Source organism: Microbulbifer jejuensis (assembly GCF_047289955.1).
Classification (GTDB): domain Bacteria; phylum Pseudomonadota; class Gammaproteobacteria; order Pseudomonadales; family Cellvibrionaceae; genus Microbulbifer.
Genome location: NZ_JBLBUB010000029.1, coordinates 1 through 17,530, shown reverse-complemented (window position 1 = coordinate 17,530; position 17,530 = coordinate 1). Strand labels below are relative to the sequence as shown.

Annotated in this window: 14 protein-coding genes and 3 pseudogenes; 13 read left to right on the top strand and 4 right to left on the bottom strand. The window is 49.4% G+C overall.

All coding sequences use genetic code 11. From position 1 onward, the window contains the following. The 7 genes and pseudogenes from ACL7TT_RS16790 to ACL7TT_RS16760 all read left to right on the top strand — a co-directional run bounded on the left by ACL7TT_RS16790 (nt 1) and on the right by ACL7TT_RS16760 (nt 8,281). Nucleotides 1-1,317 (top strand): ABC transporter permease, encoded by a 1,317-nt coding sequence (locus ACL7TT_RS16790; RefSeq protein ID WP_413397125.1) that lies wholly within the window; start codon nt 1-3, stop codon nt 1,315-1,317. A gap of 8 nt (nt 1,318-1,325) precedes the next feature. Next, nucleotides 1,326-2,528, top strand: coding sequence for an ABC transporter permease (locus ACL7TT_RS16785; protein WP_413397123.1), 1,203 nt, complete (start codon nt 1,326-1,328; stop codon nt 2,526-2,528). Nucleotides 2,529-2,625: 97 nt separating this feature from the next. Then, nucleotides 2,626-2,898: a hypothetical protein gene (locus ACL7TT_RS16780; RefSeq protein WP_413397121.1), complete on the top strand. Its 273-nt coding sequence runs from the start codon at nt 2,626-2,628 to the stop codon at nt 2,896-2,898. Further along, entirely contained in the window at nt 2,883-4,235 is a 1,353-nt protein-coding gene (locus ACL7TT_RS16775; RefSeq protein WP_413397119.1) for a sigma-54-dependent transcriptional regulator, read from the top strand. Before ACL7TT_RS16780 ends, ACL7TT_RS16775 begins: the two co-directional genes overlap by 16 nt. Next, the gene (locus ACL7TT_RS16770; RefSeq protein ID WP_413397117.1) at nt 4,235-5,560 is read left to right on the top strand and encodes a sensor histidine kinase; all 1,326 of its coding nucleotides are present in this window, start codon (nt 4,235-4,237) and stop codon (nt 5,558-5,560) included. The genes ACL7TT_RS16775 and ACL7TT_RS16770 overlap by 1 nt, the downstream gene beginning before the upstream one ends. Nucleotides 5,561-6,007: 447 nt before the next feature. Next, nucleotides 6,008-6,262 (top strand): DUF2164 domain-containing protein, encoded by a 255-nt coding sequence (locus tag ACL7TT_RS16765; RefSeq protein WP_413397115.1) that lies wholly within the window; start codon nt 6,008-6,010, stop codon nt 6,260-6,262. Between the two features lie 528 nt (nt 6,263-6,790). Then, nucleotides 6,791-8,281: pseudogene (locus tag ACL7TT_RS16760) on the top strand (immune inhibitor A domain-containing protein). On the opposite strand, the pseudogene tnpA reads toward ACL7TT_RS16760, so the two are convergent. Further along, a pseudogene (tnpA, locus tag ACL7TT_RS16755) lies at nt 8,243-8,490 on the bottom strand (IS200/IS605 family transposase); the annotation flags it as partial. The pseudogenes ACL7TT_RS16760 and tnpA sit on opposite strands and share 39 nt — an antisense overlap. 347 nt (nt 8,491-8,837) lie before the next feature. Here tnpA and ACL7TT_RS16750 point away from each other — a divergent pair. After that, nucleotides 8,838-10,256: a hypothetical protein gene (locus ACL7TT_RS16750; protein WP_413397113.1), complete on the top strand. Its 1,419-nt coding sequence runs from the start codon at nt 8,838-8,840 to the stop codon at nt 10,254-10,256. Between the two features lie 287 nt (nt 10,257-10,543). After that, entirely contained in the window at nt 10,544-10,804 is a 261-nt protein-coding gene (locus ACL7TT_RS16745; protein ID WP_413397111.1) for a hypothetical protein, read from the top strand. Nucleotides 10,805-11,076: 272 nt separating this feature from the next. On the opposite strand, the gene ACL7TT_RS16740 is transcribed toward ACL7TT_RS16745, so the two are convergent. Next, a complete protein-coding gene (locus ACL7TT_RS16740; protein WP_413397109.1) occupies nt 11,077-12,159 on the bottom strand; it encodes a DUF4331 family protein in 1,083 nt (360 codons plus the stop codon). A 1,020-nt stretch (nt 12,160-13,179) separates the two neighbouring features. Between ACL7TT_RS16740 and ACL7TT_RS16735 the strand changes: the two genes are divergently transcribed. From ACL7TT_RS16735 to ACL7TT_RS16725, 3 genes and pseudogenes are all read left to right on the top strand, one after another. Then, on the top strand, nt 13,180-13,413 hold the full coding sequence (locus ACL7TT_RS16735) for a UPF0175 family protein (RefSeq protein ID WP_413397107.1): 234 nt from the start codon (nt 13,180-13,182) through the stop codon (nt 13,411-13,413). Between the two features lie 13 nt (nt 13,414-13,426). After that, on the top strand, nt 13,427-13,936 hold the full coding sequence (locus tag ACL7TT_RS16730) for a DUF3368 domain-containing protein (protein WP_413397105.1): 510 nt from the start codon (nt 13,427-13,429) through the stop codon (nt 13,934-13,936). Beyond that, a pseudogene (locus tag ACL7TT_RS16725) lies at nt 13,924-14,142 on the top strand (IS256 family transposase); the annotation flags it as partial. The gene ACL7TT_RS16730 and the pseudogene ACL7TT_RS16725, both read left to right, overlap by 13 nt. Before the next feature lie 308 nt (nt 14,143-14,450). Here the strand turns inward: ACL7TT_RS16725 and ACL7TT_RS16715 are convergent. Both ACL7TT_RS16715 and soxC read right to left on the bottom strand, forming a co-directional pair. Further along, the gene (locus ACL7TT_RS16715) at nt 14,451-14,948 is read right to left on the bottom strand and encodes a c-type cytochrome (protein WP_413397103.1); all 498 of its coding nucleotides are present in this window, start codon (nt 14,946-14,948) and stop codon (nt 14,451-14,453) included. 28 nt (nt 14,949-14,976) lie between these two features. Further along, nucleotides 14,977-16,248, bottom strand: coding sequence for a sulfite dehydrogenase (gene soxC, locus ACL7TT_RS16710; RefSeq protein ID WP_413397102.1), 1,272 nt, complete (start codon nt 16,246-16,248; stop codon nt 14,977-14,979). 1,095 nt (nt 16,249-17,343) lie between these two features. Here soxC and ACL7TT_RS16705 point away from each other — a divergent pair. Beyond that, the coding region (locus tag ACL7TT_RS16705; RefSeq protein WP_413397179.1) for a helix-turn-helix domain-containing protein at nt 17,344-17,530 on the top strand (187 nt) is incomplete at its 3' end.

Sequence of the window (17,530 nt, the reverse complement as noted above, 5' to 3'; positions counted from 1 at the left end):
ATGATTGTCTACTATCTTTCCCTGGCGCTGCGCAGCCTGCGCAGCACCCCCATTCTCAGCGCATTAATGGTTGCCGCGATCGCAATTGGCGTGGGCGCCGCCATGACGGTGCTGAGCCTCAACTATATGATGTCGCGGAATGCCTTACAGCATAAAGACAATGTCCTCTTGGCTGTGCAGTTGGACAGCTGGGACCCCAATGAAGCCTTTGACACGGCCAATGAATTGCCCTGGCAACTGACCTACCGGGATACCCAGGCGCTGCTGCGCTCGGATATTCCCACCCACCAGGTCGCCATGCACCGTTTCGGCTTCACTGTTGAATTGGAGGATTCGCAACTGCGCCCCTTTGTGGCTTCGGCACGGGTGACCAGCCGCGACTTATTCACCCTGTTCGATGTCCCCTTTCTGTATGGCGGCACCTGGGACCGTGTAGCGGACAGCACATCCACACAGGTGGTGGTGCTGTCGAAGGCCACCAACGACAAGCTCTTTGGTGGAGGAAACAGTGTGGGCAAAAGCATCACCCTAAATAGTGAACCCTTTACCGTGGTGGGTGTGATTGACCACTGGAATCCCGCCCCCAAGGTCTACGATCTCAACAATAGCCCGTTTGCCGATACGGAATCCATGTTCGTGCCGTTCAGTCTGCACCGAAAGTTTGAAATATACAGTTGGGGCAATGACAGGGGGTGGGATAGCGGTCCCAGACCAGAAGGTTATGAAGGCTATCTGCAAAGTGAGTCTACGTGGATTCAATACTGGGTGGAACTGCGTAATCGCGAGGAAAAACAACAGTACGAAGCATTTCTCACCGCCTATATCGAGGGTGAAAAGGCGCAGGGGCGCTTTCAGCGGCCGCTGAAATTCGCCTTGAGCAAACCGTCCCAATGGCTCTTACTCAACGAAGTCCTCAGGGACGACAATCGCGTGCTGGGATGGGTCTCCCTGGCGTTCCTACTGGTTTGCGTCATCAATGCGGTAGCTTTGCTGCTGGCCAAGTTCCTGCGCAAGGCACCCGAGGCGGGTGTGCGCCGCGCTCTGGGAGCCAGCCGCAGCGCCCTGTTTATTCAGCATCTGATCGAGAGCGCCGCAATCGGAATAATGGGGGGGGCTATAGGTATTGTTATTGCCCTGATGGGTATCCGCGCTAGTCGCCACCTGGCGATGGGAGGGATCGATACTGTGGCTTCGATGAACTGGTTGATGATGCTCGCCGCCATAGGGCTGGCGCTGATTGCTAGCCTTTTGGCCGGTCTCTATCCGGCCTGGCGTATCAGCCAGACCAACCCCGCCACCTACCTGAAAACCCAGTGAGGCCCCACATGTTCGAACTCAAGCCCATATTGTCGACACTCTGGCATCACAAGGTCTCCGCTTTGTTAATTGCCCTACAGCTGGCGCTAACCCTGGTGATCGTCAGCAATACCCTGCTGATCGTAACAGACCGCATGGATAAGATGGCCCGACCAACCGGCATGGCCGTCGAGGATATTATTGTGGCGGATTTCCTCGCAATCCCGCAGGACTATGATATGGCCGCTGCGGTGCGCGCCGATCTGGATATGCTGCGCGCCCTGCCCAATGTAGTGGATGCCACCCCCAGCAACAAAGCCCCGCTTTCCAGTTCTGGTTCCGCCAGTACCTATCACACCCAGCCAAATCAGGAAACCGGCGGGGTCAATGCCAATTACTATAGGACCGACCCCCATTTTATTAATGCCCTGGGCCTGACCCTGGTGGCCGGCCGCAATTTTACCCCGGCAGAGATGCAAATTTATGCCCCCGGTGAGCACCTAGAAGTGCATGTGGCAATCATTACGCGACAACTGGCGGAAAAGCTGTTCCCCAGCGAAGATGCCCTGGGCAAGTCTCTGTACGATGATGACAGCCCCATGGAGATTATCGGTATCGTGGAGCGGCATCTGGGCGCCTGGGTAGGCTGGTCGAATGCCGGCAATGTGGCATTTTTTCCAGCCGTGCGAACTGGCCAGGGCATGGACTATCTGGTGCGCGCAGAGACCGGTAAGCGCGATGCGGTGTTGAAAATACTGGCCGACAAGCTCGCGGAGCGAGACCCTGAGAGAGTCATCCGTGTAAAAACTCTGTCGAACCACAAGGCCCGGAGCTACGCCAGAGACAATATAATGGTCAAGGTCCTGTCCACGGTTGGCGCCATGCTCGCCTTTATCGTGGCACTGGGCATTGTGGGGCTCACCAGTTTCTGGATAAATCAGCGCACCAAACAGATAGGCGTGCGGCGGGCACTGGGGGCCACTCGCGCCAATATCAGCCGCTATTTCTTGGTCGAAAACAGCCTGATTGCCGTTACCGGTATCGCTCTGGGCGCCGCCGCCGCTTTGATCGCAAACCAATATCTGGTACGTGATTATTCGCAGCCGGTACTGACCCTGTTACCGCTGGGCATATGTGCCCTGGTGATTTTACTGGTTAGCCTGGGTGCCGCTCTGGCTCCGGCGCTGCGCGCCGCCAATATCTCCCCGGCAACCGCCACCAGAAGTGTGTAGTGCCAATACACCATGGCACCGGCAGCCAGACAGGCTGCCGGGATACTAAAACAAGCAATTGCCGATCACCCAAAATAGCAGCTTTGAAGAGTTTGTGATGTTCGAACCGGTATCCCTTTTATTTACAACAGAGCGCGCTACTTTCAGTTTGCCCGATTTTACAGAACAAAATCCGGTCATTTCCGCAACCGCGACACACCATGAGTTCATTGATGAAGCAACCAACATTGAGCAGATACTCTTCGATGCGGTGTTCAACCACTGCAACCTGGCAACATCCAGGGATCTGGCCAAAGTTCACACCCCTGCCCGGTCGTTGCATAATGGGCACACAACAACCGAATCCCGACACCTATGGATAAAATACTGATTATCGACGACAACAACGGTATTCTCTCTGCGCTGGAAATATTGCTGTCTCTGCACAATTTGCAATCCCTTTGTGCCATCACGCCCCAGGCCGGCCTGCAGTTATTGCGTGAAAATCGGGATACTCGCCTGGTCATCCAGGATATGAATTTCACTGCCGATACCACCTCCGGTGAAGAGGGCCGCGCGTTGTTTTTCGCCATCCGGGAAATCAATCCGGACTTGCCGATTATCCTGCTGACTGCCTGGACGCAGCTGGAGATGGCAGTCACGTTGGTCAAGTCCGGAGCGGCGGATTACCTGGGCAAGCCTTGGGATGACAACAAACTGATCGCCACTATCAACAACCTGTTGGAACTGGGTGAGTTGCAAAGGCGCCAGCAGGTGTCTCAGCAGCAGGCTCTGGATGCGCGCAACACGCTGGCAAAAACATTTGACCTTCAGGGTATTATCTATCGCAGTGACAAAATGCAGAAACTGCTGGAGATGACCACCCAGGTGGCCGGGTCCGATGTACCGGTACTGATTACCGGACCCAATGGCGCCGGCAAGGAAAAGATCGCGGATATCGTACAGGCCAACTCCCGAGTGCAGGATGGCCCCTATATCAAGGTCAATGTGGGCGCCCTGCCGGAAGAGCTGATGGAGGCGGAACTGTTCGGCGCCGAGCCCGGTGCCTACACCGGAGCCGGCAACCGGGCCCGCGAGGGGCGTTTCGAGGCCGCCGATGGCGGCACCCTGTTTCTCGACGAGATCGGCGAACTCTCTGCCAGCGGCCAGGTAAAGTTGTTGCGCGTGCTGCAAACCGGAGAATTCCAGCGCCTCGGCAGCAACCAGACCCGCAGGGTTAAGGTGCGCGTTATCAGTGCCACCAATAGTGATCTGCCCAAAGCCATTGCCGGGGGCAGCTTCCGCCAGGACCTGTTTTACCGCCTGAATGTGATCGAGCTGCGCCTGCCACCACTGTGTGAACGCCCCGAGGATATCGCTCCACTGGCAATGGGTTTTTTAGCCGAAAACGGCAACACCAAGAAACTCTCTGCGCAGGCGCTGACTGCCATGACCCGCTATACGTGGCCAGGTAATGTGCGGGAACTGCAGAATGTGATGCAGCGTGTCACTGTTTTATGTCTGGAAGACACGATTGACGACGCCATTCTGGCCTTGCCGGAACCGCCAACAGCCAAAAGAAGAGAGGTGGATTTTGAACCCAGTCGCGAACTATTAGAGCAGACCCTTGCCAGCTGCAACGGCATTATTGCCCAGACGGCACGGGAGTTGGGCATGAGTCGGCAAGCGCTGTACCGCCGATTGGAAAAACACGGAATTGCCTGTTGATGTCCAAGGTTTTCTCCCTGGAGGGCCGCATTGTCGCCATCGCGATCCTGGCACTCACCCTAGGCACCGCCCTTCCCTGGCTATTGGCGTATCTCGGCCTCGGTGCGCACTTTTCCTGGGCCTTTGGCTTACTAATGGGCGTACTCTTACTGATTGGCCTTATACGCTTGGCTCTGCGCCCGCTGACCACTACCCTGGAGGCCCTGCGGTGGGGCCTGCTAAATTTTCGCGATGGCGATTTCTCCATTTCCCTGGTCCCTCCAGGGGATATTGAGCTACGCCAAATCACAAATCTTTACAACGACATTGGGCAGCATCTGCGGCGCGAGCGTGCCTATATCTACCAGCGTGAATTGCTCCTCGATACCGTAATCCAGAGTTCCCCACAAGCCCTGTTACTTGTGGACCAGAACAATCATATTATTTACTCCAATAGCAGTGCGAGACAACTTTTGAACCAGGGCAGACCCATCCAGGGCCTGCTTTTGCAGAAACTGCTCCCGAACAGCCCCAGGGAAATTGCCAAGGCCATTAAGAACTGGGAAAACGGCCTGTTTAATTACACCGATAACAATGGTGTCCATTCCATGCATATCGGTAACAGCACTTTTGTGCTCAACGCCCACAAGCACCGGCTGATTGTTTTGCGCGAAATGACCCGGGAGTTGACCCGCGCGGAAGTGGCCGTGTGGAAAAAAGTGATCCGGCTCATCAGCCATGAATTGAATAACTCCCTGGCGCCAATATCATCTCTGGCACATTCCGGCAAACTGCTGACCACCCAACCGGATAAGGCCTCTGCACTGGAAAAGGTCTTCGATATTATCGCCGAGCGCTGCGAACATCTCACCGAGTTTACCCAGGGCTATGCCACCTTCGCCAAACTGCCTGCACCCAGTTGTGAAATTGTAGACTGGCCACAATTGATAGGGCGTATAGCCCCCCTGCAACAATTCACCCTATCGGGCAAACTGCCGGAACGCCCCGGCTATTTTGATCCCATACAAATTGAACAAGCGCTGCTGAACCTTATCAAGAATGCCCGCGAAGCCGGAAGCGATAGCAAGGATACTGAACTGCACATTACCACAGATGGACTCGGCCAACGGCTGGTGATCGCAGACCGAGGCTGCGGTATGAGTGAAAAGATACTGCAACAAGCGCTACTCCCCTTTTTTTCCACCAAGGAACAGGGGGTTGGCCTGGGACTGGCCCTTTGCCGGGAAATTGTCGATGCTCATGGCGGCCATATTCAACTTCTCAATCGCTCTGACGGCGGTCTGCAGATCACCCTGTGGCTGCCCTGGGCAAGGCAAGAAAGCTGAGGAGCCTTTCCCAAAGTAGTTTCCTTCACACTTGTATATAAAGCTGGTCTGAACCAGCAGCTCCTGGCAACCGGTAAAGGAGACGGAATGAGCGTGAGGTCACAATGGTTGCATAACAACCTCTCTCCTCTTTAAGCATTGTATGACAATCGTTCAGCATTTTTTCGGGAGGCTATCCAGGATGGCTATTTTCCTAAATGGCATCTTAATCACAATAGCCGATTGAGTGAACAAAGCCTTTCTTGGTGACAGCCCTGATTTACTTCTGAAATAGTTATCCTGATAATAGGGTCATGCGACCACTATACATTCACCCCATTGAGGGATTTACGTATTTTCTAATGTATTTTAACCAGTCAAATAGCATGCGCAAGCAGTTTAATGCCGGCCTTTTCCTCTATTGGGCGGCTTCCACGAAAGATTACGATTTATATATAGAGAGCGGACATGACCAAAATTCAATTCTCCAAAGAAGAAAAAACGCTTATAACCACAAGAATACAAATGTACTTCCGTGAAGAGCTAGACCAGGAAATTGGTAATTTTGATGCAGAATTCCTATTGGACTTTTTCTCAGAAGAAATGGGCGCATACTTTTATAATCGCGGCCTCTATGATGCCCAGCATCTCCTGAATACAAAAGTAGAAGAAATAGAATATTTGGTTCAAGATCTGGAAAAACCAACTGAGTTTAGGAAATAAATTATAGAACCCATGACATCTCCAAGGCCGTCAAGAGTAAATATCCACCGGAAAAACCGGTGGATTTTCTGAGGAAAATTGCACTATTAGATATACGCTTTAGTATAGTTACTCGGCCAATCCTCACTCAAAAAAAAGTTTTCTGGATGCCAAACCATAATTGAATTCTCTACAAATAGACCCAACTACCAACCCAATTCATTTGCAAAAGTTGCTGATAAATTCATACAGAAAAGATTGCGGTCGGCGGCATCTGGATCGTTGTAGTTAGAGCAGCCAGTAGGCAATGGCTGTCGTGATTTGGGGAAATATTCAGGTAAAACCCTTGCGCTTTAGCTGCGCCCGCCTCGATCAGAAATTTCTAATAAGATTTATGCCTAAGGAAAAGATATTATGTCAAAAATATACGGCACACTGAAACTTTGTGCGCTCGCTTTCAACTTAGCCGCTGCCGACAGCTAGGCCGCAGACCTGCCGCAAGCCTCGGGCGCCCCCTTGGACCTGGCAATCGCCAATGAGAACAAACTGATGGAAATGCTAAAGCGCTCCGGGCGGATCAACGAAAGCGCGACCTTGTCCGAAGCCGAACAGGCACTCCACAGCTATCTGGAAGCACGTGCGGCCAAAAGACAGCCACATTCACACGACCGCTCGACAGAAACCGTGCAGATGATGTCCCAATCCCGGAGTGCTGGTACCAGCCAGGCGCTGCAAAATGGCAAGGGCAACAAGCTCGGCCTGGGCAAAAAGCAGGCTCCAGCCCCACTGCAAACGGAACACTATACTGACGAATTCAAAACGGCACGGGTACTGGCAATTCTGATGGAATTCCCGGACTTCCCGCACAACAGCATTGAGCCCTGGGAAACGAATATGTACTACGCGGACTACGCCGCGGAGCACTACGCCGACCTGCTGTTCTCGCAGAATGGCTTCAGGGGACCCGACGACCAAAACCTGCTGTCCATGCAGCAGTTCTACTGGCAACAATCCGGCAATAGCTACTCCGTTGAGAGTGGTGTCGCAGGCTAGTACACCGCCAGTCAGCCCGCCGCTTTCTGTGGCAACAATCAAGACGGGGATGCGCGGGGGCTTGTACGGGAGGCCTTGCTGGCCGCCGCAGCCGACCCCGATGTCGACTTGTCGGAATTTGATATTGAAGACCGCTATGACCTGGACGGGGATGGGAACTACTGGGAGTCCGACGGTCTGGCAGACCATATTATGATCTTTCATGCCACTGTGGGCGAAGAAGCCGGCGGCCAAGTGGGTGAAGACGCTATCTGGTCACACCGCTGGAACCTTGGCAATGTCTTTCCCATCCCCGATACCACTGCAGAAGTGGACAATTGGGGCGGCGTCATGGCCGCCTTCGACTACACTATCCAACCCGCGGATGCCGCCGCCGGTGTGGAGAGCCACGAGTATGGCCACGATTTGGGCCTCCCGGATGAATACGACACCAACAACACCGGGCGCGGCGAGCCGGTTTCCTCCTGGTCCATTATGTCCATTGGCAGTTGGGCCGGCGTGATTCCAGGCTCCCAGCCCACCGGTTTCTCCGCCTGCGCCAAGGAATTCCTCCAGCACAATCACGGCGGCAACTGGATGCACGGCGCCACTATCGCCCTGGAGGAGATTCCGGCCGAAGGGGTCGTAGCCCTGCTCGATGAGACGGTGCATAAGGGTGCCAACCACGATGCGGTGCGCATTGACCTCCCGCCGAAAAAAATCGTGGTCACCGTACCCACCAGCGGCAGCTACGCCTACTTCAGCGGCAACGGCGACAACTTGCAAAGCAATATGGCAGTTGCGCTGAACCTCACTGCGGCCGCCAGCGCCAGCCTGTCCTTCAAAGCCTGGTACGACATCGAGCAGGACTGGGACTACGCTGCGATCATGGTGGACAGTGGGGATGGGTTTAGCACCATTCGAGGCAATATCACCACCGAGACCAACCCCAACAACGTGAATCCCGGACAGGGCCGTTTTACCTTTCACGACTCCCAAGAGCATTGATATTGGCACCTTCACGAGAAGTTGCACGTGGTCTGCTTGGACATTTATCGCTACCACTCTGCAACGAAGCTGACTGTAAAACACCTGATGCAGTTATACACTTCCTGTCCAACCGGCCCCTTCAGTACTCTATAGCGGTACTTGGGAAACCAAACAATGTGGCATTGGCAATGCCACAGAACATGCGTTAGCTTTTCAAAATGGCTTATGTTATTTCCTCTCGCTCGAATTCATGGGGCAATTCGAACCTAGGGGTAACATGGGCCGCCTTTTTCGTAATAGGCAAAGCCGATTATTCATAATCACGTCCGAAGGACGTCGGTTTCCACATTAAACTAAATTTTTATATCGTTGCCATAAATTCGTCACCGCCACTGTCTATATTCTAACGGCGCACCCATCCATATCGATTCTAATGGAATGTAATCTGTTTTAGCTGCAAATGAGATGTTTGACTGTTCATTGGTTTTCAAATTTTGCAAAACGGTGTGCTCGATTGAACCAGCTGAATTATCAAATTCTAAAATCTCTTTAATTAACAGGAGAAGACCAAGCTATGGGTTCTTCAATACATTCAAATTCTGGCCGGTTGGCAGATTATGCGCGGAAGACAGGTTTCGCTTTTCTCGTTACCCAGATACTGGTTGCCCGCTCTGTGAGCGCTCTTGACGGCGGTACGTTGCAAGTTTCCACCTATAACGGTTGGCAAGCCTTTGAGGTGATCACCCAGGGTGACAACCCTTCAGGCGATGGTGTTGGCCATTCAATGCCCAGTACCTTCGATGGTGCGGGTGCTTTTCTAGTGAATAGTTCAACAATCCGGATCCAGGTGAATCATGAAACCAGTGACGCTTCTGTTAGTGATGTGGATGTCAATGTCGCCAATTTGCGGGCAGCGATCTACAACATGATCAACGCTGGTAATACGGGTGATGTGAGTTTTGTAGTGGCTGCACGGCAAGCCTATGACCGCTGGAGTAGCAACGGCGGGTCAAGCTGGACCAATACGTCCAATACCTCCAATACCAGCTTTTCCCGTTTCTGCTCAAGCCAGGCGTATGCCCCAAATACGTTTGGGGACAATCGCGGGTTTGTTGACCAGATCTATATTACCGGTGAAGAAGTCAGTAGTGGACGTCTGTTCGCTCTGGACAGCGCCAACCGCGATTTATATCAACTGAGTGGAGTCGCAGGTAGTGCTCCCGATGGTATCGGCGGTATGTCGTATGATTCCTGGGAAAACGCTGCGCTCATTGATACCGGTGAAACTGAGCATGTCGCAATCGTGCTGTCTCCCGACGGCGGTTCTCAGGATATGAAGCTGTACATTGGCGTGAAAGGTCTGGATGCCAGTGGCAATGCATCGAACAGCTTCCTCGCACGGAACGGCCTGGCATATGGTAGCTGGTACTATCTGAATGCCTCCTATCCAAGCCTGGGTAACACCAATAGTGGCTTATTCGATACCAGCGCTTCCGGAGCGTTGACTTCCAGCAAGCTGGAAGACATTGATACCAGCCCCAGTAGCCCTACTGAAGTCGTACTTGCCGACCAAAATTCTGGTGTCTTTAACCTGAATTTCTCTCTGGTCTTCAACTCCGGGTTCGATGCCACTTCCTCCAGCTTTACCGTGACCAAAATTTCCAATGAAAGCGGTTCAAGCGGTAGCTTGGACAGTCCGGACAATATCGATTGGACCGCGGCAACCACATTAAATGGTGTGGATTATCCAGATGGAATCATCTTCGTTAATGAAGACAATAGTTCCGGTGAGATCTGGCACATGAATCCGGATGGCGGTAACAAGTTGCGCATTGGGAAGACGAATGTGAACGCGGAATCGACCGGTATCTTCGATATCTCCGAATTGGTCGGCTATGCCCCCGGCAGCATTATGGTGAGCAATAATCAGGGGTCGCCATCGTCGATGACGGTAATGATCAATCCTGATGCGACATTGAGCGACAACCCCTGAGGTGATGTACCGTGTAATGAAGATGGTAGTGCGAGTATCGGTGGTATTTGTCAACAAAGGTGTCGCGTAAGAAGGGGCAGTATTGATCGCGAACATACCAGGCGCGCATAAATTTCTCTCAGATTTAAGTAGGAATTGGAGAAAAACGCCAGATACTTCCGAGAGGCTGAGGATGCGTTCCAAACTGGCTTTGAGTCCGCTCCCTGCCACTGTGTTGCTGAGGGAGTGGAAATCCTCTCGTATTGGCAACCGGTTGAGCATTGATTAACCGCTTGAGGGAACCCCCTTTGCGCAATCAACTGGCTACGAACCAGGTGATCGGAGGTTCGAATCCTCCCGAACGCGCCAATAGAAACAAAGGCTTATATCTTTTGATGAAAGCCTTTTTTGTTCTTGCCAAAAATAACGAAGCATGCTTGGCATTCTGGTCACCCCAAGCCTCTATCAATCAATCTATTCCTATCTTTTTATTCCCTCACTCGTGCCCAAAACCTGAGCAGATTTCTGCTCCTAAAGGCGCAGCCCAAACTTCTCGACAATTTCCATAAACCGCTTAACATAAATTGCCTGCCCTGATTCATAAGGCGGCATCCACTCATCAGGGCCTTTGTCTCTTTTGCTCTGATTTCACCCATTATCAACAAGCCATAGGTACTCTGGTTCTTCAACAAACTACCGCTTCAACTCTACAGTCCAACCTGTATCACCATTCTCATGGGCCCATGAGAATGAGACGATATGTTCAACATCCAGGTCAGTCTTACTTACGGATAGCGGTAGCTTCGACTTTAACACAACTGCAAAAAATCTATTTTAATTGTTACTTATTAACTGGAATTAAATAAGGAAATTTACTGGTATATTTTTTTGGGTTACTTATGAAATCATCAACAACCACACCTGTATAAACTTTAAAAACTTCATTTGAAGAATCCCCATATAAAGGCCTACCTGAATCCCCACCTATCTTGTAATCACCCTCACTACCTATTTTAAACTTCAACACATCGGGTGTTAACATATCAGCAACGCGATTGGCATATTCAGATATTGCTTTTACTCCACCTCCAACACCACCAGCTTCACTAACAGCACGGAAAACGTTATTAGATATTGAGCTTGTAAGTTTATGATCTGTATCAGGACGAGTTTGGTCTAAAACCACACCAGATGGATGCGTATTATATAAAAATATATATTGCATCAAAACATTAGCCACCCGTGTTATTTGCATCCACTCATCATGCCCTCCCATTACTTTCATTGATGAACTACCATAAAAATATACATTTTCACCTAACAGCTTATTGGGTATATCTATAACAATACTACTAATTCTTGAATCCTTGAAAATATCTTGCCTGTAATGTTTTTTGAAAACTTGCTTATCAAAGTTACCGTCCATAATATTTTTTTGAAATGCACCAAAATCAAAGGCATCTACAAAGTATGGCTCTAATGTACGGGCTGCCCAAATTTTAATTCCGCTTTTTGTTTGTATTGTTTCCCCTACTTTTCCGGAAAGCAGCTTTCTACCAAACATTCCAATTTTACCGTTAGGCTCATCCAGTATACCCACATCGAAAGATGGGCCATTAAATTTAAAGTTTAAAGTAAAACCTTCTGACATTTTCTTATTTTTTGAAATATGAAAACTATACAACCCATTATCACCAAAAGAAGTTGCATTTGTTAAATTCTGCGCATCACCACCCTTGCCAATTGGTGGAGGATTTCCGGTTAAAATAAATGTTGTGTGACCTGGGGATGCTGATTTAAATACATAAGCATCGCCAAGATTATATTGAGGGTATTTATTTGCCAGCTCAGTTTCCCAGTGATGAGAAGAAAATGCAGAATTAAAAGAAAATACAAGCATCGTTAAAATAAATAATTTTAGCATATCTAGCACTCCTCATGAAGAAAATTGCAATACAAAATAATTAAGGAAATCTCTATAAATTTAGCCTCCTTAATTTTATCGCCCTAAAGCCCCCATTATTCATGGCTTATGGCCGCCAAAAAAAGTAATTTTCAGAGGCGCACTTAAGCATTAACTGATACTCATAATTTTATATTTTCGCCATTTATTTATAATAATGTAGACACCATAAAACTCTAAATACCTTACCCTTATCATAAGCATATCCTATCGATTGATAGCTGCCACCTTAGTGAGAAACAATGAATTCAAGCCTGTCAACATACTTTGTAAATACCATTTGGTCATGCCGAACTGCAAAAACACTGTTGTAACTGATGTAGTTTAACAATACGAAGTATTTCAATTTTAAATCTAGGAAGAAAATATAAATTTAATCAATTGTTAATACTTAATACCCTTTACGCCGAGTTAGTTTAGATCAAACTTGACATATTTCCATGAAGTGAATGTATTTATGTGTTTTTGCACGCCTTCACTATCCTAGACACTATCTCTTTCAGTATCGCCAAACCGGTAATGCGGGTCCTTTTAAAAAATGCCTTAAGACTTTGCGAAGCTTTGCCAGCCACTGCATTGATTTTCTTCTGAATCACGTCCAGTTTTAACAGCTTGACCTAGCGCGTATGGTGGAAAACCGTGACCCACGCTCATTGATCATCTACCATAACGCGACCGCCACAGAAACTGTCTCTCGCCTGGACTAGCCAATAAGGATGGCCAGTACTGGCGTACAAGGCGGTGGATAGAATGATATGAAGAATCAGGTGCATAGCGATTCCTCAATATTTTTGAGGGATCGTACAAGAGGTGGAGGCGAAAGAGGGCGTGAAGTGCGTGAAACCGGCCAAACGGCGTTCCCACCGCCAAGGGCGGCCAGGGCAGCCCCTTCTGAGTGGTTGGGGTATAACCGATAGCTCAGCAGGGAACCGCTACACCAGAGGTACCCTTGGAAACGGGCAACCTTAGCAAGAATTTGGCATGCATATAGAACTCGACGACGTGCTGATGGCAAAAATCAGCGTGGATGAAAGGGAAGCGTCTGAGCTGTTGGCCATCACCTTATACAAGCACAAGCGCATACATGGATCTTTGACGGGAAAGATGATTCGAGTGTCTGAATTCGACTTCCATAACCTGCTTTTGGAGAAGAGGGAAGCCGTCAACTTCGGTGTGGACAACTTGGTGGACGATATAAAAAGCCACGATCTATAAGGATATAAAGAAGATGAACAAGATTGTCATCAGCGATACCACCGCATTAGCCCACCCCACCAAGATCGGTGCTCTCCACATCCCTCAGAAGCTTTCCGGCGAGATACTGATTCCTACAGCCGCTTTGTCGGAGCTGGCACAAGTTAAACGTACCCAGCCAGGTGCACTTCAGGCACTCACTTCTCCCTGGATCAGGGTGGCTCCTATCAATAATCAGACAGTAGTTAGCAAGTTGACCCAGCATCTGGATCTCCGCGAATCCGAGGCCATAGGCCTTTCTTTGGAGCTGAACGCCGACGTGCTGATCATTGATGAAGTCGCCGGCCCGACAGTAGCGAAGAGGCTGGTGCGCAGTATTATTGGCATGCTTGGTGTTGCGCTGGAAGCAAAGAAGAAAGGCCATGTGGCACAGGTGAAGCCTTACTTGGACAAGCTGTGCAGCACTGACTTCCGGTTGGGAGTAGATATCTATAAACTGGCATTGACGCCTGCCGGGCAAGCCCAAAATAGACAGCCGCGGTAAGCGCTTTCAGTGTACACCGCCAGTTCCGCAAGCTGACTAAAATCAAGGGCGGCTTTGCCAATAAGAACAGCTTACTCAAGCTGCTTTACGCCGGTATATTGAGAGCCTCCGAGCGCTGGGCACACCCAACCCAGAACTGGAACTTGACGCTGTCACAGCTGACGATCCACTTCCCGGATCGCCTGGAGAAATATATCAGCCTATAAGGCTACTTGGCTGACACAGAGCTTTGAACACCCTCTCAACTGCTAAATGGATCTTGCCTGTGTGCCTCGTCCGACATTTCCCTATCGCATGATTCTGATCACTGGCAGTACCGCTACTGTGTTGGTACGCCTTAACGTAATTTCGATCAATAAAAGCCCATTCCATGTCCGAATCTACTACCAGCATTTAATTATTTCAACAGCCTACGACTTTAATCGCGTGATTTGGCTCATTTTACGGTCGGACGTCTATTACGCGTAAACTCCGTTATACTCAACATGCAGATTGAAATAGAGATTAGCAAATTTTAACGATGATCAGGTTGAGCCCAAACGTCTATCGTATTATATTTCTCTGGCATGGTTATCGTGATTAGCTTGTCAGCATTAAGGGCATCTGTTTTTTCGATCAGTTGATTTAAAAATAAAATATACGCTACTAATTGATAAACTTCTTCATTTTTAAGGCTCTTTGGCGCAAAGTGCGGCATACCTCTGCGGATATAATCAAATATTGTTGTGGCATTGGGCCATGCGCCTACAGATAACGCCCGTAAAGGGTCAGTCGAATCGTGATAAAAACCTGCCGTGCCACTTAACCGGGTGGCAGGCCCTTCTGTACCCGTAGCACCGTGGCAGGAGCGGCATTGCACTGCGTATAAAGCTTCCCCTTCTTTGGCATTGCCGCTGCCTGCGGGCAACCCCTTACCAGAGGGATAGATAGTGATCGACCACTGTGTGATCTCTTTATTGCCCAGGGTTTTTCCTAGGTTGGGAGCCTCTTGAGAAAAAGTTTTTTCTGCCACGCACAATAGCGCGGCCAATAAAAAGCATTTAACTATAGGCATTATTAATATGGCCTTCGCGCGTGACTTCCCAAACTTGCATAGCATTGTAATGATTAAAGGTGAAATTGGCAAAGCGCGACTTCCATTCCTTTCTACTTGGCTGAGTGTTGCCGTATTCATCGATTGCCCGGCTGATCAAACGAGCGCTTTGACCTTGCCATTGCCAAGGGAGAGTAAAACGGGTAAACGCTTTACTCAAAGTAGGGCCTTGAAGGGTTGCTGGAAGCCAGGAATTTCCACCATCGGCGGACACTTCTACGGTATTAATTTTGCCTCGACCCGACCACGCCAAACCCGAAATTTCATAGTAACCCTTGTCGGGTAATTGCTGTAAACCCGAGGGATGGGTGATAACAGACTTCACTTCCATATATAGTGTGAATTGACGAATCTTTAGCTTGTTATCAAATTCAGCATAAAGCGATTGCTCATCTTTACTTTGCGAAGGCTGGTCACTAAGCTCCATGCGGTGAAGCCATTTTATATTTGCGTTACCTTCATAACCGGGCAAAAATAATCGCGTAGGGTAACCCTGATCGGGCCGCAAGCGTTCGCCGTTTTGATACAAGGCAATAATTGCATCATCAAGTAATTTGTCAACTGGTACATTTCTCACCTGGGAACCAGCGTCCGCCCCTTCACACATTGCCCAGCGAGCCTTTGATTTGATGCCGACTTCATTTAATAATACCGACAGCGGAATGCCCGTCCATTCGGCGCAGGAAATCTGGCCATGCAACGCCATGCAGTTGTCTTGCACGGGCTCATCGCTGGTTGCATTGGTCGCAGAGTTACCTGAACATTCTAAAAATTGAACACGGCTTATCATCGGGTAACGCAACAAATCGGCCATGTTCCATTTAAGAGGCTTATCCACTAAACCATGAATCATAAAGTGATGTTTATCGGGCGGGATATCGGGTATGCCATTATGATGAATACAAAAGTGAAGGCCATTAGGCGTGATAATACCACGCAAATCTTGCAAGGGAGTTAAGGCCTCGGTAAAAATTTGTGATTGAAAATACTGATTTTTCTTGCGTTTTACCTGGGATTCATATTGTGATGGTAAGCCATAACTATCACTACTACGCCCAGGTGTAGTCATGTAACGCGGGTAGCGACTAAAGTCTTGAGCGGCTCTGGGCGGGCTAAGGCCAGCTGATGCCACCGCGGTTAATAGGGTAGCTCCACTGCGTAAAAAGCTGCGCCGGTCAATTAATCCATTGTGGCTCAGTTTATTGTAAGAACTTGCCATGATGATAGCCAATGTATCAATGAAATTATCTTTAATGTAGGCGAAAAAAAGTAATTTGACTGGACCCTCTTGTCAGCTAAAAAGCCACCTCACGCCTTTGTGAAGCTTTAGCTGCCATAGCATTCATTTTCTACTGCATCACATCCTGTTTTAGCCGCTTAGTTTTGCGAGGAATACCCTCAGATAAAATACGCTCACACCGCTAGCGCAATTCGGCTAGCTTGATGCAGTAGATGGCGCTGGGCCAGCTTGTTGTGATGTTCAGCCCTCTAAACATGAATTAGTACACATCTGCTACATCTGAAAAACAAGCTCTCGTCAGGAATGGACTCCCATGCCTGCATGACCAAACGAAAGGGACGCGCCATTACAGCGCCTCTAATAATTGACAAAGGAGCGGCGCATTGTCAGCGCAAACACCTCGCACAACCAAGCCGTTTGGCAGCGATAGCGTTAAGCCAGCATTGTCATCCGATCGATAGCTGACCTGAGCAAACCCGGTGCCTGCTACTGGTGTGAGTTGTTCACCCTGTAACTGCATCTGGATGCCGCCGGGCAAACTCAGCTTAACCTAAGCCTCTAAAAACCTGGCATGGGCACCAGATTTTTCTAGGCACCGATATGCTGCTGCCGGAAATTGGATTTACTCTGAGTGGTCACTTGAATTTTCTGGTCGTTAAAATCAGGAAAGTAGAGAAAATCTGGTTGGCCCTTTAGGTAGGGTCATTTTATCACTTACGCAAAATCGCCAAAATTGCGCAACTCCAAAACTTACGCTAATCTCCGGCTCTGCGAATACCCAGTATGAAGAAAATGTTTGTAGCGCCAAATGCGATGGTAAGAGGCGGCACTTACTGGGAAGGACGTGATGTCAAATTGGTTATCTACGCAGTTTCCTTTTCGCCTAACCTTTATATGGTGATCACTATGACCAATGTTATCCTGATTACAATCCCGGAATCAATTCTGCACAAATCCTCCACAATCCTCATTTTAATACCTAGATTCAACTTGTAAGTGCATATCTCAATGGAGCTAGAAAAAGCGGCCAGTTGCCCGTAGGCTCCTCGCTTTTTCTCCGGTAAGAGGCATGCAATAAGACACTACAAGCAACTGACCTATGAGCAAAGATGCCAGATTGAGGCGTTCAAGAAAAGCGGTTTTACACAAGCAGAGATTGCGGTGGCTCTAGGCGTGAGCCAGTCAACGATATCAAGGGAGTTAGCGCGGAATAGTGGTCAGCGCGGGTATCGACACAAGCAAGCCCAGAGGTTTGCGCTTT

Excerpts from the sequence above, each read along its gene's own strand:
- ACL7TT_RS16790 (WP_413397125.1), top strand. The coding sequence starts at position 1 with ATGATTGTCTACTATCTTTCCCTGGCGCTGCGCAGCCTGCGCAGCACC.
- ACL7TT_RS16785 (WP_413397123.1), top strand. The coding sequence starts at position 1,326 with ATGTTCGAACTCAAGCCCATATTGTCGACACTCTGGCATCACAAGGTC.
- ACL7TT_RS16780 (WP_413397121.1), top strand. The coding sequence starts at position 2,626 with ATGTTCGAACCGGTATCCCTTTTATTTACAACAGAGCGCGCTACTTTC.
- ACL7TT_RS16775 (WP_413397119.1), top strand. The coding sequence starts at position 2,883 with ATGGATAAAATACTGATTATCGACGACAACAACGGTATTCTCTCTGCG.
- ACL7TT_RS16770 (WP_413397117.1), top strand. The coding sequence starts at position 4,235 with ATGTCCAAGGTTTTCTCCCTGGAGGGCCGCATTGTCGCCATCGCGATC.
- ACL7TT_RS16765 (WP_413397115.1), top strand. The coding sequence starts at position 6,008 with ATGACCAAAATTCAATTCTCCAAAGAAGAAAAAACGCTTATAACCACA.
- ACL7TT_RS16750 (WP_413397113.1), top strand. The coding sequence starts at position 8,838 with ATGGGTTCTTCAATACATTCAAATTCTGGCCGGTTGGCAGATTATGCG.
- ACL7TT_RS16740 (WP_413397109.1), bottom strand. The coding sequence starts at position 12,159 with ATGCTAAAATTATTTATTTTAACGATGCTTGTATTTTCTTTTAATTCT.
- ACL7TT_RS16735 (WP_413397107.1), top strand. The coding sequence starts at position 13,180 with ATGCATATAGAACTCGACGACGTGCTGATGGCAAAAATCAGCGTGGAT.
- ACL7TT_RS16730 (WP_413397105.1), top strand. The coding sequence starts at position 13,427 with ATGAACAAGATTGTCATCAGCGATACCACCGCATTAGCCCACCCCACC.
- soxC (WP_413397102.1), bottom strand. The coding sequence starts at position 16,248 with ATGGCAAGTTCTTACAATAAACTGAGCCACAATGGATTAATTGACCGG.